Consider the following 21956-nt stretch of genomic DNA (forward strand, 5'->3'; position numbering starts at 1 on the left):
CCTCCACTGGAAACACCGCTGCTGGACCCAGGACACACCGCATTGACGGGGCTTACCGGCTTGGCCCCCCGGCCGAGAGGATGAACGTGGTGCCGACGTCCGAAAACGGATCCCCTCCGGTCTATCGCGGGATAGCCGAGGAACTACGCGAACAGATCCGCTCCGGACGGTACGCCGACGGCGACCGCCTGCCCGGGGAGAACACCCTCATGGAACGCCACGGCGTCGCACGGGCCACCGCGAGGCAGGCGCTCTCCGTACTGATCAACGAGGGCCTGGCCGTGGCCGTGCGCGGCTCGGGCATCTACGTCCGCCTGTTCCGGCCCCTGCGAAGACACGGCGCCCGGCGGCTGTCCCATGACCTGTGGGGCAGCGGGCGCGCGATCTGGCAGGTCGACAGCGAGGACCGCGAGTACGAGGTGGACAGCCTGCGCGTGGACGAGTCGGCGCCCGCCGCGCACGTGGCGCGCGCGCTGGGTCTGGCCGAGGGGGCCGGGGTCGTGCGGCGCTCGCGCCGCTACCTCGTGGACGGGCGTCCGGTGCAGCAGGCCGTCTCGCACCTGCCCCTGGCTGTGCTGGGGGACGGCGGGGAGCCGTCGGCCCGGCGCGTGCGCGACTACGACAGCGGGCCCGGGGGCATCTACGCGCGCCTGGCCGAACTGGGGCACGCCCCGGCGCACTTCACCGAGGAGATCCGGGTGCGCATGCCCACCCCCGAGGAGAACGAGGTGCTGGAACTCGCCCCCGGGACCCCGGTGCTGGAGGTGGCGCGCACCGCGCTGACCGCCGACCACCGGCCGGTGGAGTTCAACGAGATCACCATGGACGGCTCCGCCTACGTGCTGCGGTACGACTTCGACGCCTGAGCCGGGTCCTCGTCCCAGCTCGCTCCCGGGGCCGCGCCGCGCGCCCCCGAGCCCGCGAAAACGGAGGGAGGGACGCCGCTCCGGCGCCCCTCCCCCTCTCGGACCGACTTCAGCGACCGCCTCGTCTGGAGGCGAACACCAGGTACGCCAACGGCAGGAGGACGAGTCCCACCGCCAGTGCACCGGCGGCGGCGAAGGGCAGGGAGTCCGACGCGGTCATGGCCCACCGCGCCATACCGAACCCCAGGACGAGCGCGACCGCCAGCGCGCACACGGCGACGGCCGCGGCGGCGAACAGCAGCGTGCGTTCGCTCCAGGGTTCGGGCCGGGCGCGGTCGGCCCGCACGACCGTGGAGCGGACGCTGAGCTCGGCGGCCCAGCGAAGCTCACGGCCGGTGGTGGCCGCTCCGTCTGCGACGGTCCTCACCAGGGACCGCGCTCCCGCGGTGTTCTGGTCGAGCCACCACAGTCCGTATCGAATCCTGCCCACGCGCAGCGGTCGCCTGCTTACTCCGAGTGCCTGATGCGTTGTAACGGTCATGTCACCTGCCTCAAGTGCACCGTTCGACCACTGACCCTGGCTACAGCCGTACCCTTACCTTTGGCTACCGAACGTCGCATAGGCGGAAGTTAGGAGGATCTGGCCTTTTGGGACGGTTTTCCTGTCCCAAATGTCATATGTGAGTGTTTGCGGCACGAAGGGTGCTGAGGCGGCATCCGCAGCCGATTCGGGGTAGCGTCGTCCCATGGCTGACTCAGCGGACCAGGCCCAGGACAACGGCAGCGGGCCCAAGGACATCCCCCGGACCGACCAGGAATGGCGCGAACGGCTCAACTCCCAGGAGTACGCGGTACTGCGCCAGGCCGCCACCGAACGCCCCTGGACCGGGGAGTACGTGGACACCAAGACCGCCGGGGTCTACCGCTGCCGCGGCTGCGGCGCCGAACTGTTCCGTTCCGGCGAGAAGTTCGAGTCCCACTGCGGATGGCCCAGCTTCTACGACCCGGCCGACTCCGACGCGGTGGTCCTGCACGAGGACCGCTCCCTGGGCATGGTGCGCACCGAGGTGCGGTGCGCCGCGTGCGACTCACACCTGGGCCACGTCTTCCACGGCGAGGGGTACGCCACCCCCACCGACGACCGGTACTGCATCAACTCCGTCGCCCTCACCCTGGAGCCGACCGAGTAGGTTGCCGTACGATCCTGGTGCCGGACGGCGGGACCGGGACCGCCCGAGGACGGCGGCGCGCACCCGCGACCCGTTCTCGGCGGAATCATGAATAATCGCATCCAGCGCACCAACGGCCGGACCCCCGCCGGCCCGCGGGGCGCGGCGCGCAGGGCCGGTCACATCCGAACCCTCCGCCAGCCGGCCCGGGAGCCCCGGGCCGACCCCCGCAGCGGCAACCGATGTGCGGGCGAACCGACAGACCCGCGACGAAAGCGCTCGATGACCGACGACTCACCATTCTCATCCGTCTCCCACCGCCCCGCGGCGCGCCCGCGCCTGGGCATGGCACAGGGGTCGGCCCCGTGGCTGCTGCCCGCGCTGGGAGCCGCCGGAGCCGCCGTCCTGGCCGCACGGGGCTCGCGGGCCCGCACGGCGCTCGCCGTCCCGGTGGTCGCGCTCGCGGCGGGGATGACCTGGTTCTTCCGCGACCCCGAGCGCGGCCCCGCGACCGGCCGGGTGCTGTCCGCGGCGGACGGCGTCGTGCAGAGCCTCGACCCCCAGCCCGACGGGCGGACCAGGGTCGCGGTGTTCATGAACCCCCTCAACGTGCACGTCAACCGTGCCCCCCTCGCCGGCGTGGTGACAGGCGTCGAGCACCGACCCGGCGGCTTCCGCCCCGCATTCGACAAGGACAGCGAGCGTAATGAGCGCGTCATCTGGACCCTTGAAACCGAGATCGGTGCGATCACGGTCGTTCAAATCGCCGGCGCGATGGTCAGGCGTATCGTCCCGTATCTCGCTGCGGGGCAGAAGGTCGAGCAAGGGGAGAGGATCGGTCTCATCCGGTTCGGGTCCAGGGTCGACGTCTACCTTCCGGCCGGGATCGCCCCGGCGGTGGAGGTCGGCCAGAAGGTCCGTGCCGGAGAAACCCGTCTTGACGCCGACTGAGAACGCACTGGCGGCCGACGGGGCCGCCTCCCCCGTTCCGCAGGAGGCTCCCAGGCTGCGCCTGGGCGTGGCCGACTACCTGACGCTCGGCAACGCCCTGTGCGGCTTCCTGGCGGTGTGGGCGCTGGTGGTGGCCCAGTCCGCGCAGGAGGCGGCCGGGATCGCCGGGCCGCTGCCGCGCACGGCCATGGCCACGGTCGTGGGCTTGATGCTGGTCGCGGCCGCCCTGGACGTGCTCGACGGCCGGGTCGCCCGCAAGCTGGGCGGCAGCGGCATGGGCGCGGAGCTGGACAACCTGGCCGACGTGATCAGCTTCGGGTTCGCGCCCGCGTTCTTCTTCGTCGTGTGGGGCATGCGGACCGAGGGCCCGGACCTGCTGCCGGTCGCGGCGGGCGGCGCCGTGCTGCTCGCGGTCATCGTGCGCCTGGCCCGGTTCTCCTGCCAGGCCCCGGGCTCCAGCTACTTCACCGGGCTGCCGTGCCCGTTCGGCGCCATGGCCGTGGTGACGGTGGTCCTGCTGGACCCGCCGCTGATGGCGGGGGTGACGGCGGTGCTGCTCATCTCCTGGCTGATGGTGAGCCGGATGGAGTACCCCAAGCCGCGCGGGCGCAAGGCCCACGCGGTGCTGGGCGTCCTGGCCGTCGGGGTCGCCCTCATGGCCGCGTGGGGCATGGGCCTGCCCGCGGGACAGACGCTCATCTACCTGATGAGCGCCGCCGTGCTGGGCTTCATCGTCACCATCCCGTTCTACGTCCTGGCCGTGCGGCGGGCCGCCGCGGCGCAGGACTGACGCACACGCGCGGGGGCGCCCCGGGGAAGGATCTCCTTCCCCGGGGCGCCCCCGTTCGCGCCGTGGCCGTGCCCCGCCAGCGACTGTTCTGGGCGGACCTCAGCCTGTGCGGGTCGGTCCGGGCGCCCACGGGGTTCTGGAGGGGCCGGAGGCGGGTTCCCGTGGGAGAACTGCGCCGTAGGCGTCCGTTGAGGGTGGTGGCGGGCGACGGGTGGGCACGGGCGAACCCGCCGGAGACACCACCGTGCCTGCTACAACCCCATTCCCGTTCTCCGGGCGCCCGGACACTGACCGGAGCGGAGGCCCGAAGGACTACGGCAGGGACTCGACCAGCTCGGCGACACTCTTGCGGCGGCCGGTGTAGAACGGCACCTCCTCGCGGGTGTGCAGGCGGGCCTTGGCGCCGCGCAGGTGGCGCATCAGGTCCACGATGCGGTGCAGGTCGTCGGCCTCGAAGGCGAGCAGCCACTCGTAGTCGTTGAGCCCGAACGAGGACACCGTGTTGGCGCGCACGTCCGGGTAGGGGGCGGCCATACGGCCGTGCTCGGCGAGCATCGCGCGGCGCTCGTCGTCGGGCAGCAGGTACCACTCGTAGGAGCGCACGAACGGGTACACGCACAGGTGCTCGCGCGGCTCCTCCCCCGCCAGGAAGGCGGGCACGTGGCCGCGGTTGAACTCGGCGGGGCGGTGCAGGCCCACGACCGACCACACCGGGGTGCTCACCCGGCCGATCCGCGTGCGGCGGAAGGCCGTGTAGATGCCCTGGACCTGCTCGGGGGAGTCGGCCACCCACCAGAACATGATGTCGGCGTCGGCGCGGAAGCCCTGGACGTCGTAGCTGCCGCGGGTGGTCACACCCTGCTCGGCGGCCTTGTCCAGGAGCGCGGCCAGTTCGTCGGCCGCGGCGGCGCGGTCGATCCCGTCCAGGGCCTCGACCTTGAAGACCGACCACATGGTGTAGCGGATGAGGGAGTTGAGGTCGCTGCCGTCCTGCTCGACGGCTTCGTTGTGCTGGCCCGTCACGGGTTGACTCCTTGCTGGTTCGTTCCGGCGGCCTCGTCGCCGCTGGTGGGACTGTTGGTCGTGAGGGCGCCCGCCAGGAGGTCGGCCTGTCGGCGGGCGTCGGCGACGCAGGCGGGGATGCCCACGCCGCCGTAGACCGCGCCGCACACCCCCAGGCCGGGGTTGCGGGCGACGTCGGCGCGCACGCGCTCGACGAGGGAGGCGTGGCCGACGGCGTACTGGGGCAGGCCGTCGATCCACCGGGTGACCCGGGTCTGCACCGGCGCCCCGGTCATGCCGGTGACCGTGGCCAGGTCGCGCACGGCGGCCGCGGCCAGCTCCTCGTCGGAGCGCTCCAGGACCCGCTCCTCGCCGAAGCGCCCGATGGAGCAGCGCAGCACCACCAGGTCGTCGCCGGGGTTGGCCGCGGCCAGCTCCTCGGCGATCCAGGGCCACTTGTTGCTGGAGAAGGTGGCGGCCTTGACGGTCAGCCCCTCCCCCGCCGGGACGAGGAAGCCCGTGCCGGTGAGCGGCTCGGGGAAGGCGGACGCTGGCAGGGCCATGGTCACCAGGGCCATGGTGGCGTACTCGACGCCGCCGAGGTCGCGGGAGGCGCCGGGGGCGTGCTCGGCGAGCAGGCGGGCCGCCTCGGGGGCGGGGCAGGCGAGCAGGACGCCGTCGCAGGCGATGCGTTCGTTGCTGTCCAGGCGCACCCGCCAGCCCTCGGGCAGGCGCTCCAGGGCGCGCACCCGCGAGCCCACGCGCAGGCTGTCGGCGTGGCGCTCGGCGAGCGCGCCGACGAGTCCGGCCACGCCGCCGCGCAGGGAGGCGAACACCGGCCCGGTCTTGGTGGGCGCCGCCCCCCGGCCGCGCAGGCTGGTGCGCACGGCGTGCATCAGGGAGCGGTCGCGGCGGGCCATGGGCGCGATCTGCGGCAGCGTGGACTCCAGGGAGAGCCGGTCGGCGCGGCCCGCGTACACGCCGCCCAGGAGGGGCTCGACGAGGCGGTCGACGACCTCCGGGCCCATGCGGGCCCCGACGTAGTCGGCGACGGACACGTCGCCGCGCACCGGTGTGCGCGGGAGCACGAGGTCGAGTCCGGCGCGCAGGGTCCCGGCCCGGGAGAGCACCCCGCTGCGGGCGAGCGCGCGCAGGTCGCCGGGCACGCCCATGAGCTGCCCCTTGGGCAGGGGGCGCACCCGTCCGCGGCTGTAGACGGCGGCGGCGCCGGGCCCGGGGTGCACCACCCGCTCGTCCAGGCCCAGCTCGGAGAACAGGTCCAGCGCCTCGGGTCGGCGGGCGAGCACCGCCTCGGCGCCCGCGTCCACGGACACCCCCGCCACCGGTGAGGCGCGCAGCTTGCCCCCGGGGGCGTCGGAGGCCTCCACCACGGTGACGGCGGCGCCCAGACCACGGAGGCGGTGCGCGGCGGTTAGTCCGGAGACCCCGCCCCCGACCACGACGACGTGCGGTGCTTCAGGCATACCCCCAGCTTCCCAGATGACCTGGGTCACCGTGATCCGCCTTCCCCCGCGACACCCCGTGATTCGCGTCGCGCCGCGGCGGGTCCGCGCGCGGCGCTCCGGGTTCCGGGGCGGCCCCGCCGCCGCACGCCGCCGTTGCGCGGTCGTTACCGCGGGGCCGCAACGGGCGCGCGGCGGAGTACGTCGAAGCGGGCATGGTTACCTCAGCCCTCCCCCCGGCCCGGCGTGTCGCCGGGACCGCGCTCTCCGTGGGCCTGGCGGCCCTGTTGGCCACGTCCTGCGCCTCCCCCATGTCCGACGGCGGCGCCGGGGCCGTCAACGAGTCCGCGGCCGTGGCCCCCGAGTCCGGTGACCGGGCCCTGCCCGAGGAGGGGGCGGGCCAGCAGGGGGCCGCCGAGGAGGGCGGCGGCTCGTCCGTCGGCTCCGAGGTGGAGATCGGCGACCGGGAGCTGGTCCACACCGCCGACCTGGCGGTACGGGTCGAGGACGTGTCCGAGGCGGTAGGGCTCGCCAAGGAGCTGACCCTCGACGCGGGCGGCTACGTCGCCTCGGAGCGGGTGTCCACCCCCCAGGGCGGCTCCCCCGAGGGGTCGCTGACGCTACGCATCCCGGGTGAGGACTACGAGGGCGCCCTGGAGGAGCTGTCGCGGTTGGGCGACCGCTCCAACCTGGAGCGGTCGGTGCAGGACGTCACCGAGGAGGTGGCCGACGTCGAGAGCCGCATCGAGTCCTCCGAGACCGCCCTGGAGACGCTGCGCGGCTACCTGGAGGAGGCCGAGAACGTCGACGAGCTGCTGCGGGTGGAGGGCGAGATCCAGGACCGCCAGGCGGAGCTGGAGGCCTTCCAGGCGCGGCTGGAGGCACTGCGCAACCAGACGGCGTACTCGACGGTGAACCTGACCCTGCAGCCGCCGGAGACCTACCTGGAGGAGCCCTCGGAGGACTCCATCGGGTTCCTCGGCGGTCTGGAGCGCGGCTGGCGCGCCCTGGTGACCTTCGGCCGGGGCGTGGCCGTGGTCGCGGGCTGGCTGCTGCCGTTCCTGGCGGTGGCCGCCGTGCTGGGCGCGTGGCCGCTGTGGTGGTACCGCTCGCGTCGGCGCGCGTCCGCCAAGGGCGCGAAGGACGCGAAGGACGCGAAGGGCGCGAAGGGCGCCTCCTCCGCGGGCGGGCCCGGGACCGGCTCCGCGGAGGGCGCCGCTCCGGTGGGCGCCGCGCCCGGCCGCCCGGCCTCCGGCGACGCCGCCGACGACAGCGCGAGGGGGCAGGACCCCGGCGCGTCCTCCGAGTCCGGCGGGAGGCCGCCCGGGGCCGGGGAGTGAACCCGCGCCGACGGAGCCCGGCCCCGCGCGTCGGGGCCGGGCGGGGACAGGGTCCGTCTTCGAATCGGCCTCAGCCTCTGGAGGGGCCGGTTCGGGTGCCCACGGGGTTCTGGAGGTGTCGCAGGTGAGACCGCGAGGAGGACTGCGCCGTAGGCGTCGGTTGAGGGTGGTGGCGGGCGACGGTGTGGGCACGAGCCGTCTCACCGGAGACACCGCTGTGCTCGCTTCAACCCGATTCCCGCACCGAAGGGCACCCGAACAGCGAAAGTGCTGCGCTTCGCGTCCGTTGAGGGCGGTAGCCCGCCCGCCGCGCAGCTCCCCAGCGAGCGGTGGCGGGCGACGGGCGGGCCGAAGCGAAGCGAAGGTCCCAAGAGAACACTGCTTAGACGGCGGTCTCCTCGTGCACGAACTCGGTGAGCCGCTGGAGCATGTCCGGGTCGGTGCTGGGCAGCACGCCGTGGCCCAGGTTGAAGACGTGGCCGTCGGCGGCGCGGCCCCGGGACAGGATGTCGCGGGTGCGCTCGGCGACGACCTCCCAGGGCGCGAACAGGGTGGCCGGGTCGAGGTTGCCCTGGAGGGCGGTGCCGGGCTGGACGCGCTGGACCGCCTTGTCCAGCGGCACGCGCCAGTCCACGCCCACGACGTCGGCCCCGGCCTCGCTGAGCAGGCTGAGCAGTTCGCCGGTGCCCACGCCGAAGTGGATGCGCGGCACCTCGTGCTGGGCGAGCTGGCCGAAGATCCACGAGGTGTAGGGCAGCACCGAGGCGCGGTAGTCCTCCGCGCTCAGGGCGCCCACCCAGGAGTCGAAGAGCTGGACGGCGCTGGCGCCCGCCTCGATCTGGGTGCGCAGGAAGCCCAGGGCGATCGTGGCCAGGCGGCGCATCAGCTCGTCCCACAGCTCGGGCTCGCCGTACATGAGCGCCTTGGTGTGCTCGTGGTTCTTGGAGGGGCCGCCCTCGATGAGGTACGAGGCCAGGGTGAACGGGGCGCCCGCGAAGCCGATGAGGGGCTTGTCGCCCAGCTCGCCGACCAGCTGGCCCACGGCCTCGGTGATGTAGGGCACGTCGCCGGGTTCGAGCTCGCGCAGCCGCTTGACGCCGGTCGCGTCGCGGATCGGGTCGGCGACCACGGGGCCGACCCCGGGCTTGATGTCGAGGTCGATTCCGATGGCCTTGAGCGGCACGACGATGTCGCTGAAGAAGATCGCGGCGTCGACGTCGTAGCGGCGCACCGGCTGCATCGTGATCTCGGTGATCATGTCGGGGCGCGCGCAGGCCTCAAGCATCGGCACGTCGGCGCGGACCCGTCGGTACTCGGGCAGGGAGCGCCCCGCCTGGCGCATGAACCACACCGGGGTGTGGGACACGGGAAGGCGCCGGCAGGCGCGGAGGAAAGGAGAATCTTGCAGGGTCACCCCTCGATCGTGCCATGCCCCGCCCGGTGCTCCCACTCGGATCGCCGAACCCGTACGCGCCCGTGCGCGCACCGGCGGCGGGGGCCGGGGAGGGCGCGAACCGGCACCGTCGGCGACCGGCCGGTCCCAAGATCATCACAAAACGCCGACACGCCGGGCGAACTCCGACTCGCGGCCCGTGACTCATGCCACGGTCTTTGACGTGCCCACCGTTCCGCCTCCGGCGGGGAGGCGGAGCACGTCCACACGCCCCCGCCCAGACGTGATCGATCACCCCAGAATGAAGGCTGACGTTCCCACCATGCCCGATGTCGGTAGCGCCGAGGACGCACACGAGACGTTCCGGCGAGCGGTCGAGGCCCTGCGCTCACCCCTCCTGCGACCCGAGATCACCGTCCGGGAGATCCCCGCCCCCCAGCGGTTGGCCCCCCACTCCGCCGCGGTCTCGGCCGAGGTGACCGTCCACGGGGAGGAGGTCGCCTGGGGCAGACTCATCGTCCTGTACGACCCCGAGGGCACCCGCGACTGGCCGGGGCCCTTCCGGGTGGTCTGCCAGGCCAACTCCGAACTGGAGTCGGAGATCGCGACCGACCCCCTGCTCGGACCGGTCGCCTGGAGCTGGCTGACCGACGCCCTGGACGCGTGCGGCGCCACGCACCACACGCTGAGCGGCACGGTCACCCGTGCCACCACCGAGGGCTTCGGCACCAAGGCGGACCAGGGCGCCACCACCGAGGTGGAGATGCGCGCCTCCTGGACTCCGGAGTCCGACGACCTGTCCGGGCACGTCCAGGCGTGGACGGCGCTGCTGGCCTCGGCCGCGGGGCTGCCGCCGCTGGACGTCACCGACATCACCGGAAAGCGCTCCCGGCCCTGACCGCCGGCCCCTGTGTCCCCGGGGCCCGCGGCCGGTCCGAATCCGCGTCCGGTGGCGACAGCGCATACCGTAGTGGTGTGGCGAACGCGTTGAACTCCAAGACAGAACCCCGCGAACCAGGCAACGACGACGACGCCGAGAGGGCCCCCCTTCTCCGGGAACCCCGCGAGGGCCTGCCCGAGGTCACCTCCGACGCCGACGCGCTGGCCGGTGTGGTCGCCGCGCTCTCCGCCGGGAGCGGCCCCGTCGCGGTGGACGCCGAACGCGCCTCCGGCTACCGGTACGGGCAGCGCGCCTACCTGGTCCAGCTGCGCCGCGAGGGAGCGGGGTCGGCGCTGATCGACCCCATCGCCTGCCCGGACCTGAGCACGCTCAACGACGCCGTGGGCGGGGCCGAGGTGGTGCTGCACGCCGCGCACCAGGACCTGCCCTGCCTGACCGAGGTCAACCTGCGCCCCCGGAGCCTGTTCGACACCGAACTGGCCGGGCGGCTGCTGGGCTACCAGCGGGTCGGCCTGGGGTTCATGGTGGAGCGGCTGCTCCACCTGCGGCTGGCCAAGGAGCACTCGGCCGTGGACTGGTCCCAGCGCCCGCTGCCGGAGGACTGGCTGCGCTACGCGGCGCTGGACGTGGAGATCCTCATCGACCTGCGGGACTCCCTGGAGGTCGAGCTGGAGGAGACCGGCAAGCTGGAGTGGGCGCGCGAGGAGTTCGCCGCGGTCCTGTCCGCGCCGCCCAAGGAACCGCGCGCCGATCCCTGGCGGCGCACCTCGGGCATCCACCGGGTGCGCAACCAGCGCGCCCTGGCCGCAGTGCGCGAGCTCTGGTACGAGCGCGACCGCATCGCCCAGGAGCGGGACATCTCGCCCGGCCGGGTGCTGCCGGACGCGGCGATCGTGGAGGCGGCCACCGCCATGCCGCGCACCACCACCGAGCTGGCCAAGATCCGGCAGTTCGGCATCAAGCTGGCGCGGCGCTACCTGACCACGTGGATCAAGGCGGTCAACCGGGCGCGCGACATGCCGCAGGCGGAGCTGCCCCGGCCCAACGCGCCGGGCGACGGCCCGCCGCCGGTGAACCGGTGGGGCGACCGGGCGCCGGAGGCGGCGCGGCGGCTGGAGGCGGCCCGGGCCACGGTCACGGGTATCGCCGAGGACGTCGTCATGCCGACCGAGAACCTGCTGCTGCCGGACACGGTGCGCCGTCTGGCGTGGGCGCCGCCGAGGGCGGTCGACCCCGACGCGGTGGGCGCGTTCCTGCGTGAGCGCGGAGCCCGTGAGTGGCAGGTCACCCTGACCGCGGAACCCCTGGCCACAGCGTTGCGGACAGCCGATCAGGCGTAGCGCTTTACCCCGTTCTGACACGATCAACCCAGGAGTGAGCGAACTCACCGTGCCCTCAGGGCGTTTGGTGCCTGTTCCGTAGCCCGGTGTCCGATTAAGTTATAGAAACGTGCCCTGGCGATTTCGGGGTACGGGTTGTCCAACGGGTGTTACGCCGCAGGCCTGGGGCCGCGGTGCGCGATCAGGGGAATGTGGTGATTGTGCTGTCGTTCTGGCGTGCGTTGCTGCGCGAGACCGGACTCAAGGGCGCGACCAGGACCCGGTCCGCCGATACCACCGTGCCCGCGCGTGCGGAGCAACCCGTGGAGAAGCCGACGGAGCGGCCGACCGAGCGCCCGACCGGGGTCTCCGTGCCGGGCCCCGCGCCGGCGAGCGGTGCGCCCACCGAGCCGCTGGCCCTGACCGGGGCGCGCGAGGAGGCGGCGCGGACGGCCTCCAGGGTGGTCCAGGCCCCCGCCCCCACCGCCGGGATGCGGGCCGCGTCCCTGGAGCGGACGCTGCGTTCGCTGGTGGAGCGGCTGGGCACCGAGCACCCGGACACGATCACCGCGCGCAACAACCTGGCGACCAAGTACGCGCAGATGGGGCGCCGTCAGGCCGCGGTGCAGCAGTTCGAGCTGACCCTGGCCGAGGCGGTGGCGGTCTTCGGCGAGGAGCACCCGCGCACCGAGATCATCCGCGAGAACCTGGCCTGGGCCTACGAGGACGCCGGCCGTCCGGCGGACGCCGCGGGGCAGTGGGAGATGCTGCTGCGCGAGCGCGAGCGCCAGTTCGGCTCGGCCGACGAGGACACCGTGGAGGCGCGCATGCGCCTGGCGGTCTGCTACCGGCGCAGCGGCCGCCTGGACGCGGCCGTGGTGCACTACGAGCGGGCCATCGAGGACGTGGCCTCGACCGAGCGCCGTGAGGAGCTGCGGCTGGGGCTGAGCGCGGCGCAGAGCATGTCCGGGCGCTACGAGGACGCGATCGGGCAGCTGCGGATGGTGCTGGCCGGGCGGCGGCGCCGCCTGGGCAAGGGGCACCTGGACACCCTGACGGTGCACCACCGCCTGGGCCGCGCCTACACGCAGGCGGGACGCTCCGACGAGGCGGTGGAGGTGCTGCGCGACGCCTACCGGGTGGCGCTGAACTCCTCCGGCGACCCGGAGGTGCGGCGGCTGACGCTGCGGCTGCGCCGCGACCTGGCGGGCGCCTACAACGCCGCGGGCCGGTACCGCGAGGCCAACGCGCTGCTGTGAGCGGGCGCGGCCTCGCGGGCGCGGCCTTCCTTCGGCGGGGACACCCCGCCGACGGGGACCGCCGGGGTGTCCCACTCCCGCGAAGCGGTCTGCGGGCGGTGGCGGTAGGGGCGGCGCGCGGAGCGCCTGATCCGGCGAGGCCTCATGAACGCTGCGGGGGCCGGGGTCGTGCGACCCCGGCCCCCCGGCGTGTTCAGGGGGCCTCGGCGGTGAGCAGCTGCCCGGCGGCGAGGTCGCGGTAGAGGTCGTCGGCGGCCACCAGCTCCTCGTGGGTGCCCACGGCGCGCACCCGTCCGGCGTCCATGACCACGATCCGGTCGGCGCTGGTGACCGTGGACAGCCGGTGCGCCACGACGATGACGTTGGTGTGGCGGGCCGCGTCCAGCATGACCTCCTTGAGGGCCCTCTCGTTGGCGGCGTCCAGTTGGGAGGTCGCCTCGTCCATGAGCAGCAGCCGGGGGCCGCGCAGCAGGGCGCGGGCGATGGCCACCCGCTGGCGCTCCCCTCCGGAGACCGTCACGCCCCGGTGGCCGATCGCGCTGTCCAGCCCGTCGGGCAGGCGGGCCACCAGGTCCCCCAGTCGGGCGCGGAGCACGGTCCGGGCCAGCTCCTCCTCGGTGGCCTCCGGGGCGGCCATGAGCAGGTTCTCGCGCAGGGTGCCGTCCAGGACCGGGGCGTCCTGCTCCACGTAGCCGATCTGGGCGCGCAGCGCCGCCAGCGGCCACGCGCGCACGTCGGTCCCGTCCAGGAGCACCCGGCCGGAGGTGGTGTCGTAGAACCGCTCCACCAGGGAGAACACCGTGGTCTTGCCCGCTCCGGAGGGGCCGACCAGGGCGGTCAGACCGGCCCCGGAGGCCTCGAAGCTCACGCCGTGGTGCACCGGAGCCAGGTCGGGGTGGTAGCGGAAGGCCACGTCCTCGAAGACGACCGAGGCGGGGCGGCCGGGGCCCGCCTCGGGAGCGGCGCCCTCCCCGAGGTCCTCCTGGGCCAGTTCGGCGACCTCGTCCACGCGCCGCACGGCCGCCAGGCCGGTCTGGAGTTCGGTGGCCGAGCTGACCAGGGTGCTGATCGGCTCCATGAGGTAGAAGAGCAGGAGCAGGAAGGCGATCAGGGAGGAGACGGGCAGCTCCCCGGCGGCCACGCGTCCCCCGCCGACGGCGAGGATGGCCAGGAAGGCGACGTTGACCGCCAGCGAGGCGGTGGTGCCCGACACGGCCGTCCACCCGGCCACCGCCACGCCCCTGCGCCAGGACTCGACCGCGGCGGCGTCCAGGCGGGCGGTCTCGGCCTCCTCCGCGGAGGAGGCCTTGACGGTGCGGAACGCGCCGAAGATCCGCTCCAGACGTGAACCCATCTCGCCGAGCGCGGCCTGGGCCGCCTGGGTGGCGGTGCCGATCCGGGGCAGGATCACGCCCATGACCAGGCCGACCATGACGATCATCGCGGCGGCCAGCAGGAACAGGAGGCCGTCGAGGACGGCCATGACCACGACGCCGCCCACCAGCAGTACCGAGCCGGTGAACAGGTTGGTGATGCCGCTGGTGGCGACCGTGCGCAGCAGGGTGGTGTCCGCGGTCAGGCGGGCCACCAGGTCGCCGGGCTTGAGGCGGTCGACCTCGGCCACGCGCAGCCGGACCAGTCGGCCGACCAGGCCCCGGCGCACGCCGAGCACGACGCTCTGGCCGGTGCGCTCCAGCAGGAAGGCGCCCAGGGCGCCGATGAGGGCGCCGGCGAGGATGACGGCGGTCAGGGCCAGGACCGGCCCGAGGATGGGTTCCCCCGCGCCGAGGGCGTCGATGACGTACTTGGCCAGGAGGGGCTGGGACAGGCTGGTGAGGCCGCCAAGGAAGGTGAGCGCCCCGCCCAGGACGAGCACCCGCCAGTGGGGGCGGGCGTACCCCCACAGGCGTCGCGGGGACGCCTTGGGCGCGGTCTCGGTGTTCGCGGCGCGGTCGGCGTCGCGCACGCCCGGATCTGACACGTGGGCCCCCGATGTCGTCGCACGGCGCCTTCGCGCCGTCCGCTGTGGTTCGCTGTGTTCGGCGATGGAACGTCCGGTCAGCCAACCGCGCGCCGGGCGCGCCGTGCCACCGCCGAAAGTCGGGGATCGCCCCTGACTTACGCCCCTGACCGAAGTCGGGGGGTCCACTGCTCGCAGAAGTTGTTACTGACGAGTAGCATGGTGGTCGACGAGTCCATCCACCCCTGGAGAAGGAGGGGCCATCGTGCCGCGAACTGCCCGCGATGTCGTGTTTGTCGACGGGGTCCGCACCCCGTTCGGCAAGTCAGGCAAGGGCCTCTACGCCGAGACGCGCGCCGACGACCTCGTCGTACGCGTGATCCGCGAACTGATGCGCCGCAACCCGGGACTGCCCCCCGAGCGCGTCGACGAGGTCGCCGTCGCCGCCACCACCCAGATCGGCGACCAGGGCCTGACGATCGGGCGCAGCGCCGCGATCCTCGCCGGACTGCCCCGCAGCGTTCCCGGCTACGCGATCGACCGCATGTGCGCCGGTGCGCTCACGGCCGTCACCACCTCCGGCGCGGGCATCGCCTTCGGCGCCTACGACGTGGTCATCGCGGGCGGCGTCGAGCACATGGGCCGCCACCCCATGGGCGAGGGCGTGGACCCCAACCCGCGCTTCCTCTCCGAGAAGCTCGTGGACCCGTCCGCGCTGGTCATGGGCAACACCGCCGAGAACCTGCACGACCGCTACCCCTCCATCACCAAGGAGCGGGCCGACGCCTACGCGGTGCGCAGCCAGGAGAAGGTCGCCAAGGCCTACGCCGACGGCCGGATCCAGCCCGACCTGGTCGAGGTCCTGGTCCGCTCCCTGGAGAAGGGCTACGGCCTGGCCACCCGGGACGAGCCGCCCCGGCCCGGTACCACGATGGAGTCGCTGGCCTCCCTCAAGACCCCGTTCCGCGCGCACGGCAACGTGACGCCCGGCAACGCCGCCGGTCTCAACGACGGCGCCACCGGCGCGATCCTGGCCGCCGAGGACGTGGCCGAGGAGCTGGGGCTGGGCGCCAGGATGCGCCTGGTGGACTTCTCCTTCGCCGGCGTGGAGCCCGAGGTCATGGGCGTGGGCCCGGTCCCGGCCACCGAGAAGCTGTTCGCCCGCCAGGGCATCTCGATGGACGACGTCGGCCTGATCGAGATCAACGAGGCCTTCGCCGTGCAGGTGCTGGCCTTCCTGGAGCACTTCGGCCTCGCCGACGACGACGCCCGCGTCAACCCCTGGGGCGGCGCGATCGCCCTCGGCCACCCGCTGGCCTCCTCGGGTGTGCGCCTGATGATGCAGCTCGCGCGCCAGTTCGCCGAGCGCCCCGACGTCCGCTACGGCCTGACCACCATGTGCGTCGGCATGGGCATGGGCGGGACCGTCCTGTGGGAGAACACCAACTACGAGGGGGGCAAGTGAGCACCGTCATCGACCAGGCACGGGAGCTGTTCAGCGACGAGGTCGTCACCAACGCCCTCTCCCGCGACATCGAACTCCCCTACGGCGCGGGCACCGCGGTCCTGATCACGCTGGACAACGGACACGACCACACCAAGCCCAACACCTTCGGCCCCGGCGGGCTGCTCAGCCTGGACGCGGCGATCGAGGCGGCCGGGGCGCGCACCGACATCGTCGCCGTGGCCGTCACCGGCAAGCCGTTCATCTTCGCCGTGGGCGCGGACCTGACCGGTGTGCCCGCCCTGCAGAACCGCGAGCAGGCGCACGCCATCGGCAAGCTGGGCCACGACGTGTTCCGCAAGCTCGGCGAGCTGGACGTGCCCACCTTCGCGCTGGTCAACGGCGCGGCGATGGGCGGCGGCGTCGAGGTGGCGCTGCACTGCACCTACCGCACCATCTCCTCGGGCGTCCCGGCGCTGTCGCTGCCGGAGACCTTCCTGGGCCTGGTGCCCGGCTGGGGCGGCACCTACCTGCTGCCGAACCTGATCGGCGCCGAGAAGGCCCTCAAGGTCATCATCGACAACCCGCTCGCCCAGAACAAGGTGCTCAAGGGCGCGCAGGCCTTCGAGATGGGCATCGCCGACGCGATGTTCGAGCCCGCCGACTTCGTCGAGGAGTCGCTGCGCTGGGCCGCCGGGGTCCTCAAGGGCGACGTCGTGGTCGAGCGCCCCGAGGTCGACAGGGGCGAGGCCTGGGACAACGCGGTCAACATGGCCCGGTTCACCGTCGAGGGCAAGCTGCACGGCGCCGCCCCGGCCCCGGCCCGCGCGGTCGAGCTGGTCGCACAGGCGAAGACCCGTACGCGCGACGAGGGCTTCGCGGCCGAGGACGACGCGCTGGCCGACCTGATCATGAGCGACGAGCTCAGGGCGGGCCTGTACGCGTTCGACCTGGTGCAGAAGCGCGCCAAGCGCCCCGCGGGAGCCCCGGACAAGTCGCTGGCCCGCAAGGTCACCAAGGTCGGCGTCGTCGGCGCCGGTCTGATGGCCGGGCAGCTGGCGCTGCTGTTCGCCCGCCGCCTGGACGTTCCGGTCGTCATGACCGACCTGGACCAGGAGCGCCTGGACAAGGGCGTGGCCTACGTGCACGGCGAGGTGGACAAGCTCCTGAGCAAGGGCCGGGTCAACAACGACAAGGCCAACCACCTCAAGGCCCTGGTGAGCGGTTCGCTGACCAAGGACGCCTTCTCCGACGCCGACTTCGTCATCGAGGCCGTGTTCGAGAAGATGGAGGTCAAGCAGCAGGTGTTCGCCGAGGTGGAGGCAGTGGTCTCCCCCGAGGCGATCCTGGCCACCAACACCTCCTCGCTGTCGATCACCGAGATGGCCTCCAAGCTCCGCCACCCCGAGCGGGTCGTGGGCTTCCACTTCTTCAACCCGGTCGCGGTCCTGCCGCTGCTGGAGATCGTCCGCGGCGAGGCGACCGACGAGGCCTCCCTGGCCACGGCCTTCGCCACCGCCAAGAAGCTGAAGAAGACCGCGGTGCTGTGCAAGGACGCCCCGGCGTTCGTGGTCAACCGCCTGCTCACCCTGTTCATGGGCGAGGTCCTGGGCGCCGTCGGCGAGGGCACCGAGCCCGAGACGGCCGACCGCGCGGTGGCGCCCCTGGGCCTGCCGATGTCGCCGCTGCTGCTGCTCCAGCTGGTGGGCCCGGCGGTCGCGCTGCACGTGTCCGAGACCCTGCACGAGGCCTTCCCCGAGCGCTTCGCGGTCTCCGCCGAGCTGGCCGAGATCGTCAAGGCGGGCAAGACGGCGATCTACGCCCCCGACTTCAGCATCGACCCCGAGGTCCGCGCGCTGCTCATGGGCGGCGACAAGCCGTCCGAGGAGAGCGAGATCCTGGACCGGGCGCTGCGCGCGCTGGCCCGGGAGATCCGGATCATGCTGGACGAGGGCGTCGTGGCCGAGGCCGCCGACATCGACCTGTGCCTGATCACCGGCGCGGGCTGGCCGTTCCACACCGGCGGCATCACCCCCTACCTGGACAAGGTCGGGGTGTCGGAGGCCGTGAACGGCAAGCGGTTCCACGAGGGAGACCCGAAGGCGTTCTAGCCTTCGCGAAACCCCGCGGCGGGCCCGGCAGCGGATGCCGGGCCCGCCGTCGCGTGTCCGGGAGGCCCCGCCCGTCCAGCTCGACCGGTCAGAAGTCCTGGGAGGACTCCTCCCCGGTCGAGCTGGGGCTGGAGGAGCGCACGCGCCGGATGTGCAGCTGCCTGCCCAGCCGGATCACCGGGCGGATCAGCAGCTCGACGCTGCCGACGAGGAAGCACCAGGTGCCCGCGGTGGTCCAGGCCTCGGAGAAGAACATGATGCTTCCGGCGATGAACCACAGGGCGATGAGGATGTCGTTGACGATGCTCGCGGTCTCGTAGCGGCGCCGGACGACGAGTTCGTCGTGCCCCACGTGCAGGACCAGCGGTCTGCTCTGCTTCTCGGACATGTCCGGCCCTCCCCGCGGGGTCGTCTCGGTACCGCGTCTTCCCCTGCCCGAAGTGGGCGAACACGAAAAGTCACCACATAACGACTACTCGTACATACTTGCTGGTAACCCTGTGTAACGTCTGCCTCGTGGCAATATCCGCTGAACACCAGATCTACTCCGAGTTGTTCGCCGACGCACCGGACACGGCCGTCGGCTTCCTGCGCGGCCTCGGCGTGGACGTACCCGACTACGACCGCAGCGAGGTCACCTCGTGCGACCTCGGCCACGTCGATCCCGTCGAACGCCGATCGGACGTCGCGATCATGCTGCGCGGCCCCGGCCCGAAGGACCCCTTCGACAAACTGATGGGCATCGTCGTGGAGGTCCAGCGCGACGAGAAGGAGCGCAAGCGCTTCACCTGGCCCGAGTACGTGGCCTCGCTGCGCTCACGGCACGAGTGCCCGGTCGTCCTGCTGACCATCTGCCCGAAGCAGTCCGTGGCGGACTGGTACGCCGAGCCGATCCACCTCGGCCATCCCGGTTTCGTCCTGCGTCCCCTGGCGGTGGGGCCGTCCGGGATCCCGGTCATCACCGATCCCGGGGAGGTGGAGCGGCACCCGTCCCTGGGCGTGCTGTCCGCCGCCGCGCACGGCGGTCAGGACATGGACGTGCTCAAAGCCCTGCACACCGGCCTCGATGCGATCGACCGGGAAAAGGCGACGAAGTACATTGGATTCACGTTGAACCTGCTGGCGAAGACCGAAGGCCAGGCCGCCCTGGAGGAACTCATGATGACGGACACGTACGAGTACAGCAGCGCCTGGACCGAGAGCCTCAAGGCCGAAGGACGGGCCGAAGGACGGGCCGAGGACATCCTCCGGATTCTCACCCGACGCGGCATTGATGTACCCGAAGAAGCACGCGAACGCATCAGCGAGTGCCGTGACCACGAAGTACTCGACACCTGGCTCGACCGGACCATCACCATCACCCACATCGATCAACTCTTCGACAAGTGATGGCCAAGGCCTACGAGTACAGCAGCGACTGGACCGAGAGCCTCAAGGCCGAGGGAGAAGCCAAGGCCATCCTCCGTTTCCTCTCCGCACGCGGTGTCGACGTACCCGAGGAAGCACGCGAGCGCATCAGCGCATGCCGCGACCACGAGGAGCTCGACACCTGGCTCGACCGAGCCGCCACCATCACCCACATCGACGAACTCTTCGCCGAGTGACCCGAGGACCGTGACGGGCCCCGCGACACGCACCCCGGCCGCGTCACGGCACCGCCGACAGCGAAAAGACCCCGCCCGGGAGCTCCCGGGCGGGATCGCGAGACGGTCGGTCACACCCCCGCGTGCACCCTCCTGCGCCCGTCCTGCTCCACGGCGGGTTCGGGCCCGTCCTCGTCGCCGCCCTCGGAGATCCCGATCCGGTCGTGCAGCCAGCGCAGCGGCCGGGGCAGCCACCAGTTGGCTCCGCCCAGCAGGCGCATCGTGGCGGGCACCATGACCGCGCGCACCAGGGTGGCGTCCACCAGGACCGCGATGGCCAGGCCGATGCCGATGATCTTCAGGAAGAGCAGGTCCGAGGTGCCCATGGCCAGGAGCACCACCATCAGCAGGATCGCGGCGCTGGTGATGATCTGGCCGGTGTGCTGGAGCCCCGCCGCCACCGAGCGCGTGTTGTCGCCGGTGCGCAGGTACTCCTCGCGCACCCGGCTGAGCAGGAACAGCTCGTAGTCCATCGCCAGGCCGAAGGCCACGACGATGATCAACACCAGGTAGGTGGGGTCGATGGTGCCCACCACCTCGAACCCGAGCAGCCCGGAGAAGGCGCCCTCCTGGAAGCCCCAGACCACCACGCCCAGGGAGGCGCCCAGGGACAGCGCCCCCATGAGCACCGCCTTGATCGGCAGGACGATCGATCCGAAGGCGAGGAAGAGCAGGAGCAGGGTGGCCGTGGCGACGAAGCCCACGGTCATGGGCGCGGCGTCGACGATCGCCGCCACGTTGTCCTGCTGCATCGCGGCCACGCCGCCGACCAGGGTCTCCTCCGCGCCCTCCGGAACCGGTTCGGCGCGCACGTCGCGCACCAGGTCGGCGACCTCCGGGGAGTCGGACGCGCCCTCGTAGGCGACCACGATGTGGGCGACCCCGTCGCCGGTGCGCTCCACCGTGGCGGACACGGCCTCCTCCAGGCCCGCCAGGCGCTCGGCGTACTCCTCCAGGGCCCCGTCGGAGGCGTCGCCGACCACCGCGACCTGGAGCGTGCCCAGGCCGCCCGCGGGGAAGTCGTCGGAGAGCGCCTCGGTGGCGATGCGGCTCCCGGAGTCGGCGGGCAGGTAGCGCTGGTCGGTGGAGCCGAGTTCGGTGGAGGCCAGGCCGGAGCTGAAGACCAGCAGGACACCGCCGACCGCGACCAGGGAGACGGCGGGGCCGCGCATGACGGTGCGGGCCAGGCGCGACCAGGCCCCCTCGTGCACGGCTCCGGTGACGGTGCGGCGGGGCAGCGGCAGCCGCAGGCGGTTGATCCGGTGGCCGACCACGGACATCAGCGCGGGCAGGAAGACCAGTGCGGCCAGCAGGTCGAACACCACGACCGCGATACCGCCCCAGCCGATCGACTGGAGGATGGGCTGGGGGAAGAAGAGCAGGCCGGCGAAGGCGATGCCGACGGTGATGCCGGAGAAGGCCACGGTGCGCCCGGCGGTGTCCACGGTGCGGCTCACCGCGTCGGCGATGCCGCGGCCACGCCCGAGTTCCTCGCGGAAGCGGCTGACCATGAACAGGCCGTAGTCGATGGCCAGCCCCAGACCCAGGATGGTGGCGACGTTGATCGCGAACACCGACACGTCGGTGACGTAGGTCAGGGCCCGCAGGAGGGTCAGCGAGCCCAGGATGGCCAGGCCGCCGACGGCGAGCGGGACCAGGCCCGCGACGAGGCCGCCGAAGATCAGGACCAGGAGGAACAGCAGGATCGGCAGGGTGATGAGCTCGGCGCGCACGACGTCGCTCTCGGCCTTCTCGGCCAGTTCGCTCTCGATCGCCACCGAGCCGCCCAGGTGGACCTCCAGGTTGCTGGAGGACAGGTGGTCGGCGACCTCCTCGTACTGGTGGAGGCGGTCGGCGTGGGTCTCCCCGTTGAGGGTCACGGGGATGTAGGTGGCGTCCATGTCCTCGGACACGAGCATGCCGCGCTCGGTCTCGCCGAGATCCTCGTCGAGGTAGGTGTCGAAGTCGGCGACCACGTCCTCGGGCATGCCGTCGGCGATACGCTGGATCGCAGCGGCGAAGGTGGGGTTGTCCACCTGGATCTCGTCGCTGCGGTAGACCGCGACGACGTCGACGCCGTCGTGGCCCAGCTCCTCCTCCAGCACGCGCGTGGCCCGTGCGGACTCCGAGCCGGGGTCCTCGAACCCGCTCTCGCTGACGTCGGAGAAGACCCCCGCGCCCCAGATCCCGGAGAAGAGCGCGAAGACCGCGGTGGCGGCGAGGACCACCCAGCGCCAGCGGTGGACTCCCCGCCCCAGCCGGCCGAAAAGCCCCGTGTGTGTCGGCATGCGCCGCCCTTTCAGGAAACATGATTCATGTCCGTTAACGGTGTTTGCTAACGGCGT

Annotated in this window: 19 protein-coding genes; 12 read left to right on the top strand and 7 right to left on the bottom strand. The window is 72.6% G+C overall.

What is annotated here, in order from left to right; genetic code table 11:
• The first annotated feature begins 80 nt into the window (after nucleotides 1-80).
• The gene (locus tag AC0VX6_RS18165; RefSeq protein WP_274973876.1) at nucleotides 81-866 is read left to right on the top strand and encodes a GntR family transcriptional regulator; all 786 of its coding nucleotides are present in this window, start codon (nucleotides 81-83) and stop codon (nucleotides 864-866) included.
• Nucleotides 867-975: 109 nt separating this feature from the next.
• Here the strand turns inward: AC0VX6_RS18165 and AC0VX6_RS18170 are convergent, their stop codons facing one another.
• On the bottom strand, nucleotides 976-1407 hold the full coding sequence (locus AC0VX6_RS18170) for a hypothetical protein (protein WP_268742141.1): 432 nt from the start codon (nucleotides 1405-1407) through the stop codon (nucleotides 976-978).
• Between the two features lie 205 nt (nucleotides 1408-1612).
• On the opposite strand from AC0VX6_RS18170, the gene msrB reads away from it, so the two are divergent.
• From msrB to AC0VX6_RS18185, 3 genes are all read left to right on the top strand, one after another.
• The gene (gene msrB / locus AC0VX6_RS18175; protein ID WP_248771118.1) at nucleotides 1613-2056 is read left to right on the top strand and encodes a peptide-methionine (R)-S-oxide reductase MsrB; all 444 of its coding nucleotides are present in this window, start codon (nucleotides 1613-1615) and stop codon (nucleotides 2054-2056) included.
• A 261-nt stretch (nucleotides 2057-2317) separates the two neighbouring features.
• Nucleotides 2318-2986 carry a phosphatidylserine decarboxylase gene (locus tag AC0VX6_RS18180; protein ID WP_274973877.1) on the top strand — a complete coding sequence of 223 codons (669 nt, stop codon included), beginning with the start codon at nucleotides 2318-2320 and terminating at the stop codon, nucleotides 2984-2986.
• A complete protein-coding gene (locus AC0VX6_RS18185) occupies nucleotides 2973-3776 on the top strand; it encodes a CDP-alcohol phosphatidyltransferase family protein (protein WP_248771119.1) in 804 nt (267 codons plus the stop codon). The genes AC0VX6_RS18180 and AC0VX6_RS18185 overlap by 14 nt, the downstream gene beginning before the upstream one ends.
• 312 nt (nucleotides 3777-4088) lie before the next feature.
• Here AC0VX6_RS18185 and hemQ read toward each other — a convergent pair whose 3' ends face one another.
• Together hemQ and hemG are read right to left on the bottom strand one after the other, a co-directional pair.
• Nucleotides 4089-4799, bottom strand: a complete 711-nt coding sequence (hemQ, locus tag AC0VX6_RS18190; RefSeq protein WP_274973878.1) for a hydrogen peroxide-dependent heme synthase — start codon at nucleotides 4797-4799, stop codon at nucleotides 4089-4091.
• On the bottom strand, nucleotides 4796-6262 hold the full coding sequence (hemG, locus tag AC0VX6_RS18195; RefSeq protein WP_274973879.1) for a protoporphyrinogen oxidase: 1467 nt from the start codon (nucleotides 6260-6262) through the stop codon (nucleotides 4796-4798). The genes hemQ and hemG overlap by 4 nt, the downstream gene beginning before the upstream one ends.
• A gap of 194 nt (nucleotides 6263-6456) precedes the next feature.
• On the opposite strand from hemG, the gene AC0VX6_RS18200 reads away from it, so the two are divergent.
• Nucleotides 6457-7581, top strand: a complete 1125-nt coding sequence (locus tag AC0VX6_RS18200) for a DUF4349 domain-containing protein (protein ID WP_475465371.1) — start codon at nucleotides 6457-6459, stop codon at nucleotides 7579-7581.
• 382 nt (nucleotides 7582-7963) lie between these two features.
• Here AC0VX6_RS18200 and hemE read toward each other — a convergent pair whose 3' ends face one another.
• A complete protein-coding gene (hemE, locus tag AC0VX6_RS18205; protein WP_268742687.1) occupies nucleotides 7964-8989 on the bottom strand; it encodes a uroporphyrinogen decarboxylase in 1026 nt (341 codons plus the stop codon).
• Between the two features lie 307 nt (nucleotides 8990-9296).
• Between hemE and AC0VX6_RS18210 the strand changes: the two genes are divergently transcribed.
• The 3 genes from AC0VX6_RS18210 (at nucleotide 9297) to AC0VX6_RS18220 (ending at nucleotide 12453) form a co-directional block, all read left to right on the top strand.
• Nucleotides 9297-9872, top strand: coding sequence for a DUF3000 domain-containing protein (locus tag AC0VX6_RS18210; RefSeq protein ID WP_047868339.1), 576 nt, complete (start codon nucleotides 9297-9299; stop codon nucleotides 9870-9872).
• An 89-nt stretch (nucleotides 9873-9961) separates the two neighbouring features.
• Nucleotides 9962-11215, top strand: a complete 1254-nt coding sequence (locus tag AC0VX6_RS18215; protein ID WP_274978177.1) for a ribonuclease D — start codon at nucleotides 9962-9964, stop codon at nucleotides 11213-11215.
• Nucleotides 11216-11415: 200 nt separating this feature from the next.
• Complete coding sequence (locus tag AC0VX6_RS18220; RefSeq protein WP_475469392.1) at nucleotides 11416-12453, top strand: tetratricopeptide repeat protein; 1038 nt, start codon at nucleotides 11416-11418, stop codon at nucleotides 12451-12453.
• Nucleotides 12454-12646: 193 nt separating this feature from the next.
• On the opposite strand, the gene AC0VX6_RS18225 is transcribed toward AC0VX6_RS18220, so the two are convergent.
• Entirely contained in the window at nucleotides 12647-14419 is a 1773-nt protein-coding gene (locus AC0VX6_RS18225; RefSeq protein WP_475465372.1) for an ABC transporter ATP-binding protein, read from the bottom strand.
• Nucleotides 14420-14678: 259 nt separating this feature from the next.
• Here AC0VX6_RS18225 and AC0VX6_RS18230 point away from each other — a divergent pair, with 259 nt between their 5' ends.
• Nucleotides 14679-15878, top strand: coding sequence for a thiolase family protein (locus tag AC0VX6_RS18230; protein ID WP_475465373.1), 1200 nt, complete (start codon nucleotides 14679-14681; stop codon nucleotides 15876-15878).
• Nucleotides 15875-17968 (top strand): 3-hydroxyacyl-CoA dehydrogenase NAD-binding domain-containing protein, encoded by a 2094-nt coding sequence (locus AC0VX6_RS18235; RefSeq protein WP_274973883.1) that lies wholly within the window; start codon nucleotides 15875-15877, stop codon nucleotides 17966-17968. The genes AC0VX6_RS18230 and AC0VX6_RS18235 overlap by 4 nt, the downstream gene beginning before the upstream one ends.
• Nucleotides 17969-18056: 88 nt before the next feature.
• On the opposite strand, the gene AC0VX6_RS18240 is transcribed toward AC0VX6_RS18235, so the two are convergent.
• Nucleotides 18057-18356: a YrhK family protein gene (locus AC0VX6_RS18240; protein ID WP_019608311.1), complete on the bottom strand. Its 300-nt coding sequence runs from the start codon at nucleotides 18354-18356 to the stop codon at nucleotides 18057-18059.
• Nucleotides 18357-18484: 128 nt separating this feature from the next.
• On the opposite strand from AC0VX6_RS18240, the gene AC0VX6_RS18245 reads away from it, so the two are divergent.
• Nucleotides 18485-19357: a hypothetical protein gene (locus AC0VX6_RS18245; RefSeq protein WP_475465375.1), complete on the top strand. Its 873-nt coding sequence runs from the start codon at nucleotides 18485-18487 to the stop codon at nucleotides 19355-19357.
• Nucleotides 19357-19572 carry a hypothetical protein gene (locus AC0VX6_RS18250; RefSeq protein ID WP_475465376.1) on the top strand — a complete coding sequence of 72 codons (216 nt, stop codon included), beginning with the start codon at nucleotides 19357-19359 and terminating at the stop codon, nucleotides 19570-19572. The genes AC0VX6_RS18245 and AC0VX6_RS18250 overlap by 1 nt, the downstream gene beginning before the upstream one ends.
• Nucleotides 19573-19682: 110 nt before the next feature.
• On the opposite strand, the gene AC0VX6_RS18255 is transcribed toward AC0VX6_RS18250, so the two are convergent.
• Nucleotides 19683-21899: an MMPL family transporter gene (locus AC0VX6_RS18255; protein WP_274973886.1), complete on the bottom strand. Its 2217-nt coding sequence runs from the start codon at nucleotides 21897-21899 to the stop codon at nucleotides 19683-19685.
• Between the last annotated feature and the right edge of the window lie 57 nt (nucleotides 21900-21956).

It is taken from the genome of Nocardiopsis sp. iso_25 (assembly GCF_056173305.1).

Excerpts from the sequence above, each read along its gene's own strand:
- AC0VX6_RS18165 (WP_274973876.1), top strand. The coding sequence starts at position 81 with ATGAACGTGGTGCCGACGTCCGAAAACGGATCCCCTCCGGTCTATCGC.
- AC0VX6_RS18170 (WP_268742141.1), bottom strand. The coding sequence starts at position 1,407 with ATGACCGTTACAACGCATCAGGCACTCGGAGTAAGCAGGCGACCGCTG.
- msrB (WP_248771118.1), top strand. The coding sequence starts at position 1,613 with ATGGCTGACTCAGCGGACCAGGCCCAGGACAACGGCAGCGGGCCCAAG.
- AC0VX6_RS18180 (WP_274973877.1), top strand. The coding sequence starts at position 2,318 with ATGACCGACGACTCACCATTCTCATCCGTCTCCCACCGCCCCGCGGCG.
- hemG (WP_274973879.1), bottom strand. The coding sequence starts at position 6,262 with ATGCCTGAAGCACCGCACGTCGTCGTGGTCGGGGGCGGGGTCTCCGGA.
- AC0VX6_RS18200 (WP_475465371.1), top strand. The coding sequence starts at position 6,457 with ATGGTTACCTCAGCCCTCCCCCCGGCCCGGCGTGTCGCCGGGACCGCG.
- AC0VX6_RS18210 (WP_047868339.1), top strand. The coding sequence starts at position 9,297 with ATGCCCGATGTCGGTAGCGCCGAGGACGCACACGAGACGTTCCGGCGA.
- AC0VX6_RS18240 (WP_019608311.1), bottom strand. The coding sequence starts at position 18,356 with ATGTCCGAGAAGCAGAGCAGACCGCTGGTCCTGCACGTGGGGCACGAC.
- AC0VX6_RS18250 (WP_475465376.1), top strand. The coding sequence starts at position 19,357 with ATGGCCAAGGCCTACGAGTACAGCAGCGACTGGACCGAGAGCCTCAAG.
- AC0VX6_RS18255 (WP_274973886.1), bottom strand. The coding sequence starts at position 21,899 with ATGCCGACACACACGGGGCTTTTCGGCCGGCTGGGGCGGGGAGTCCAC.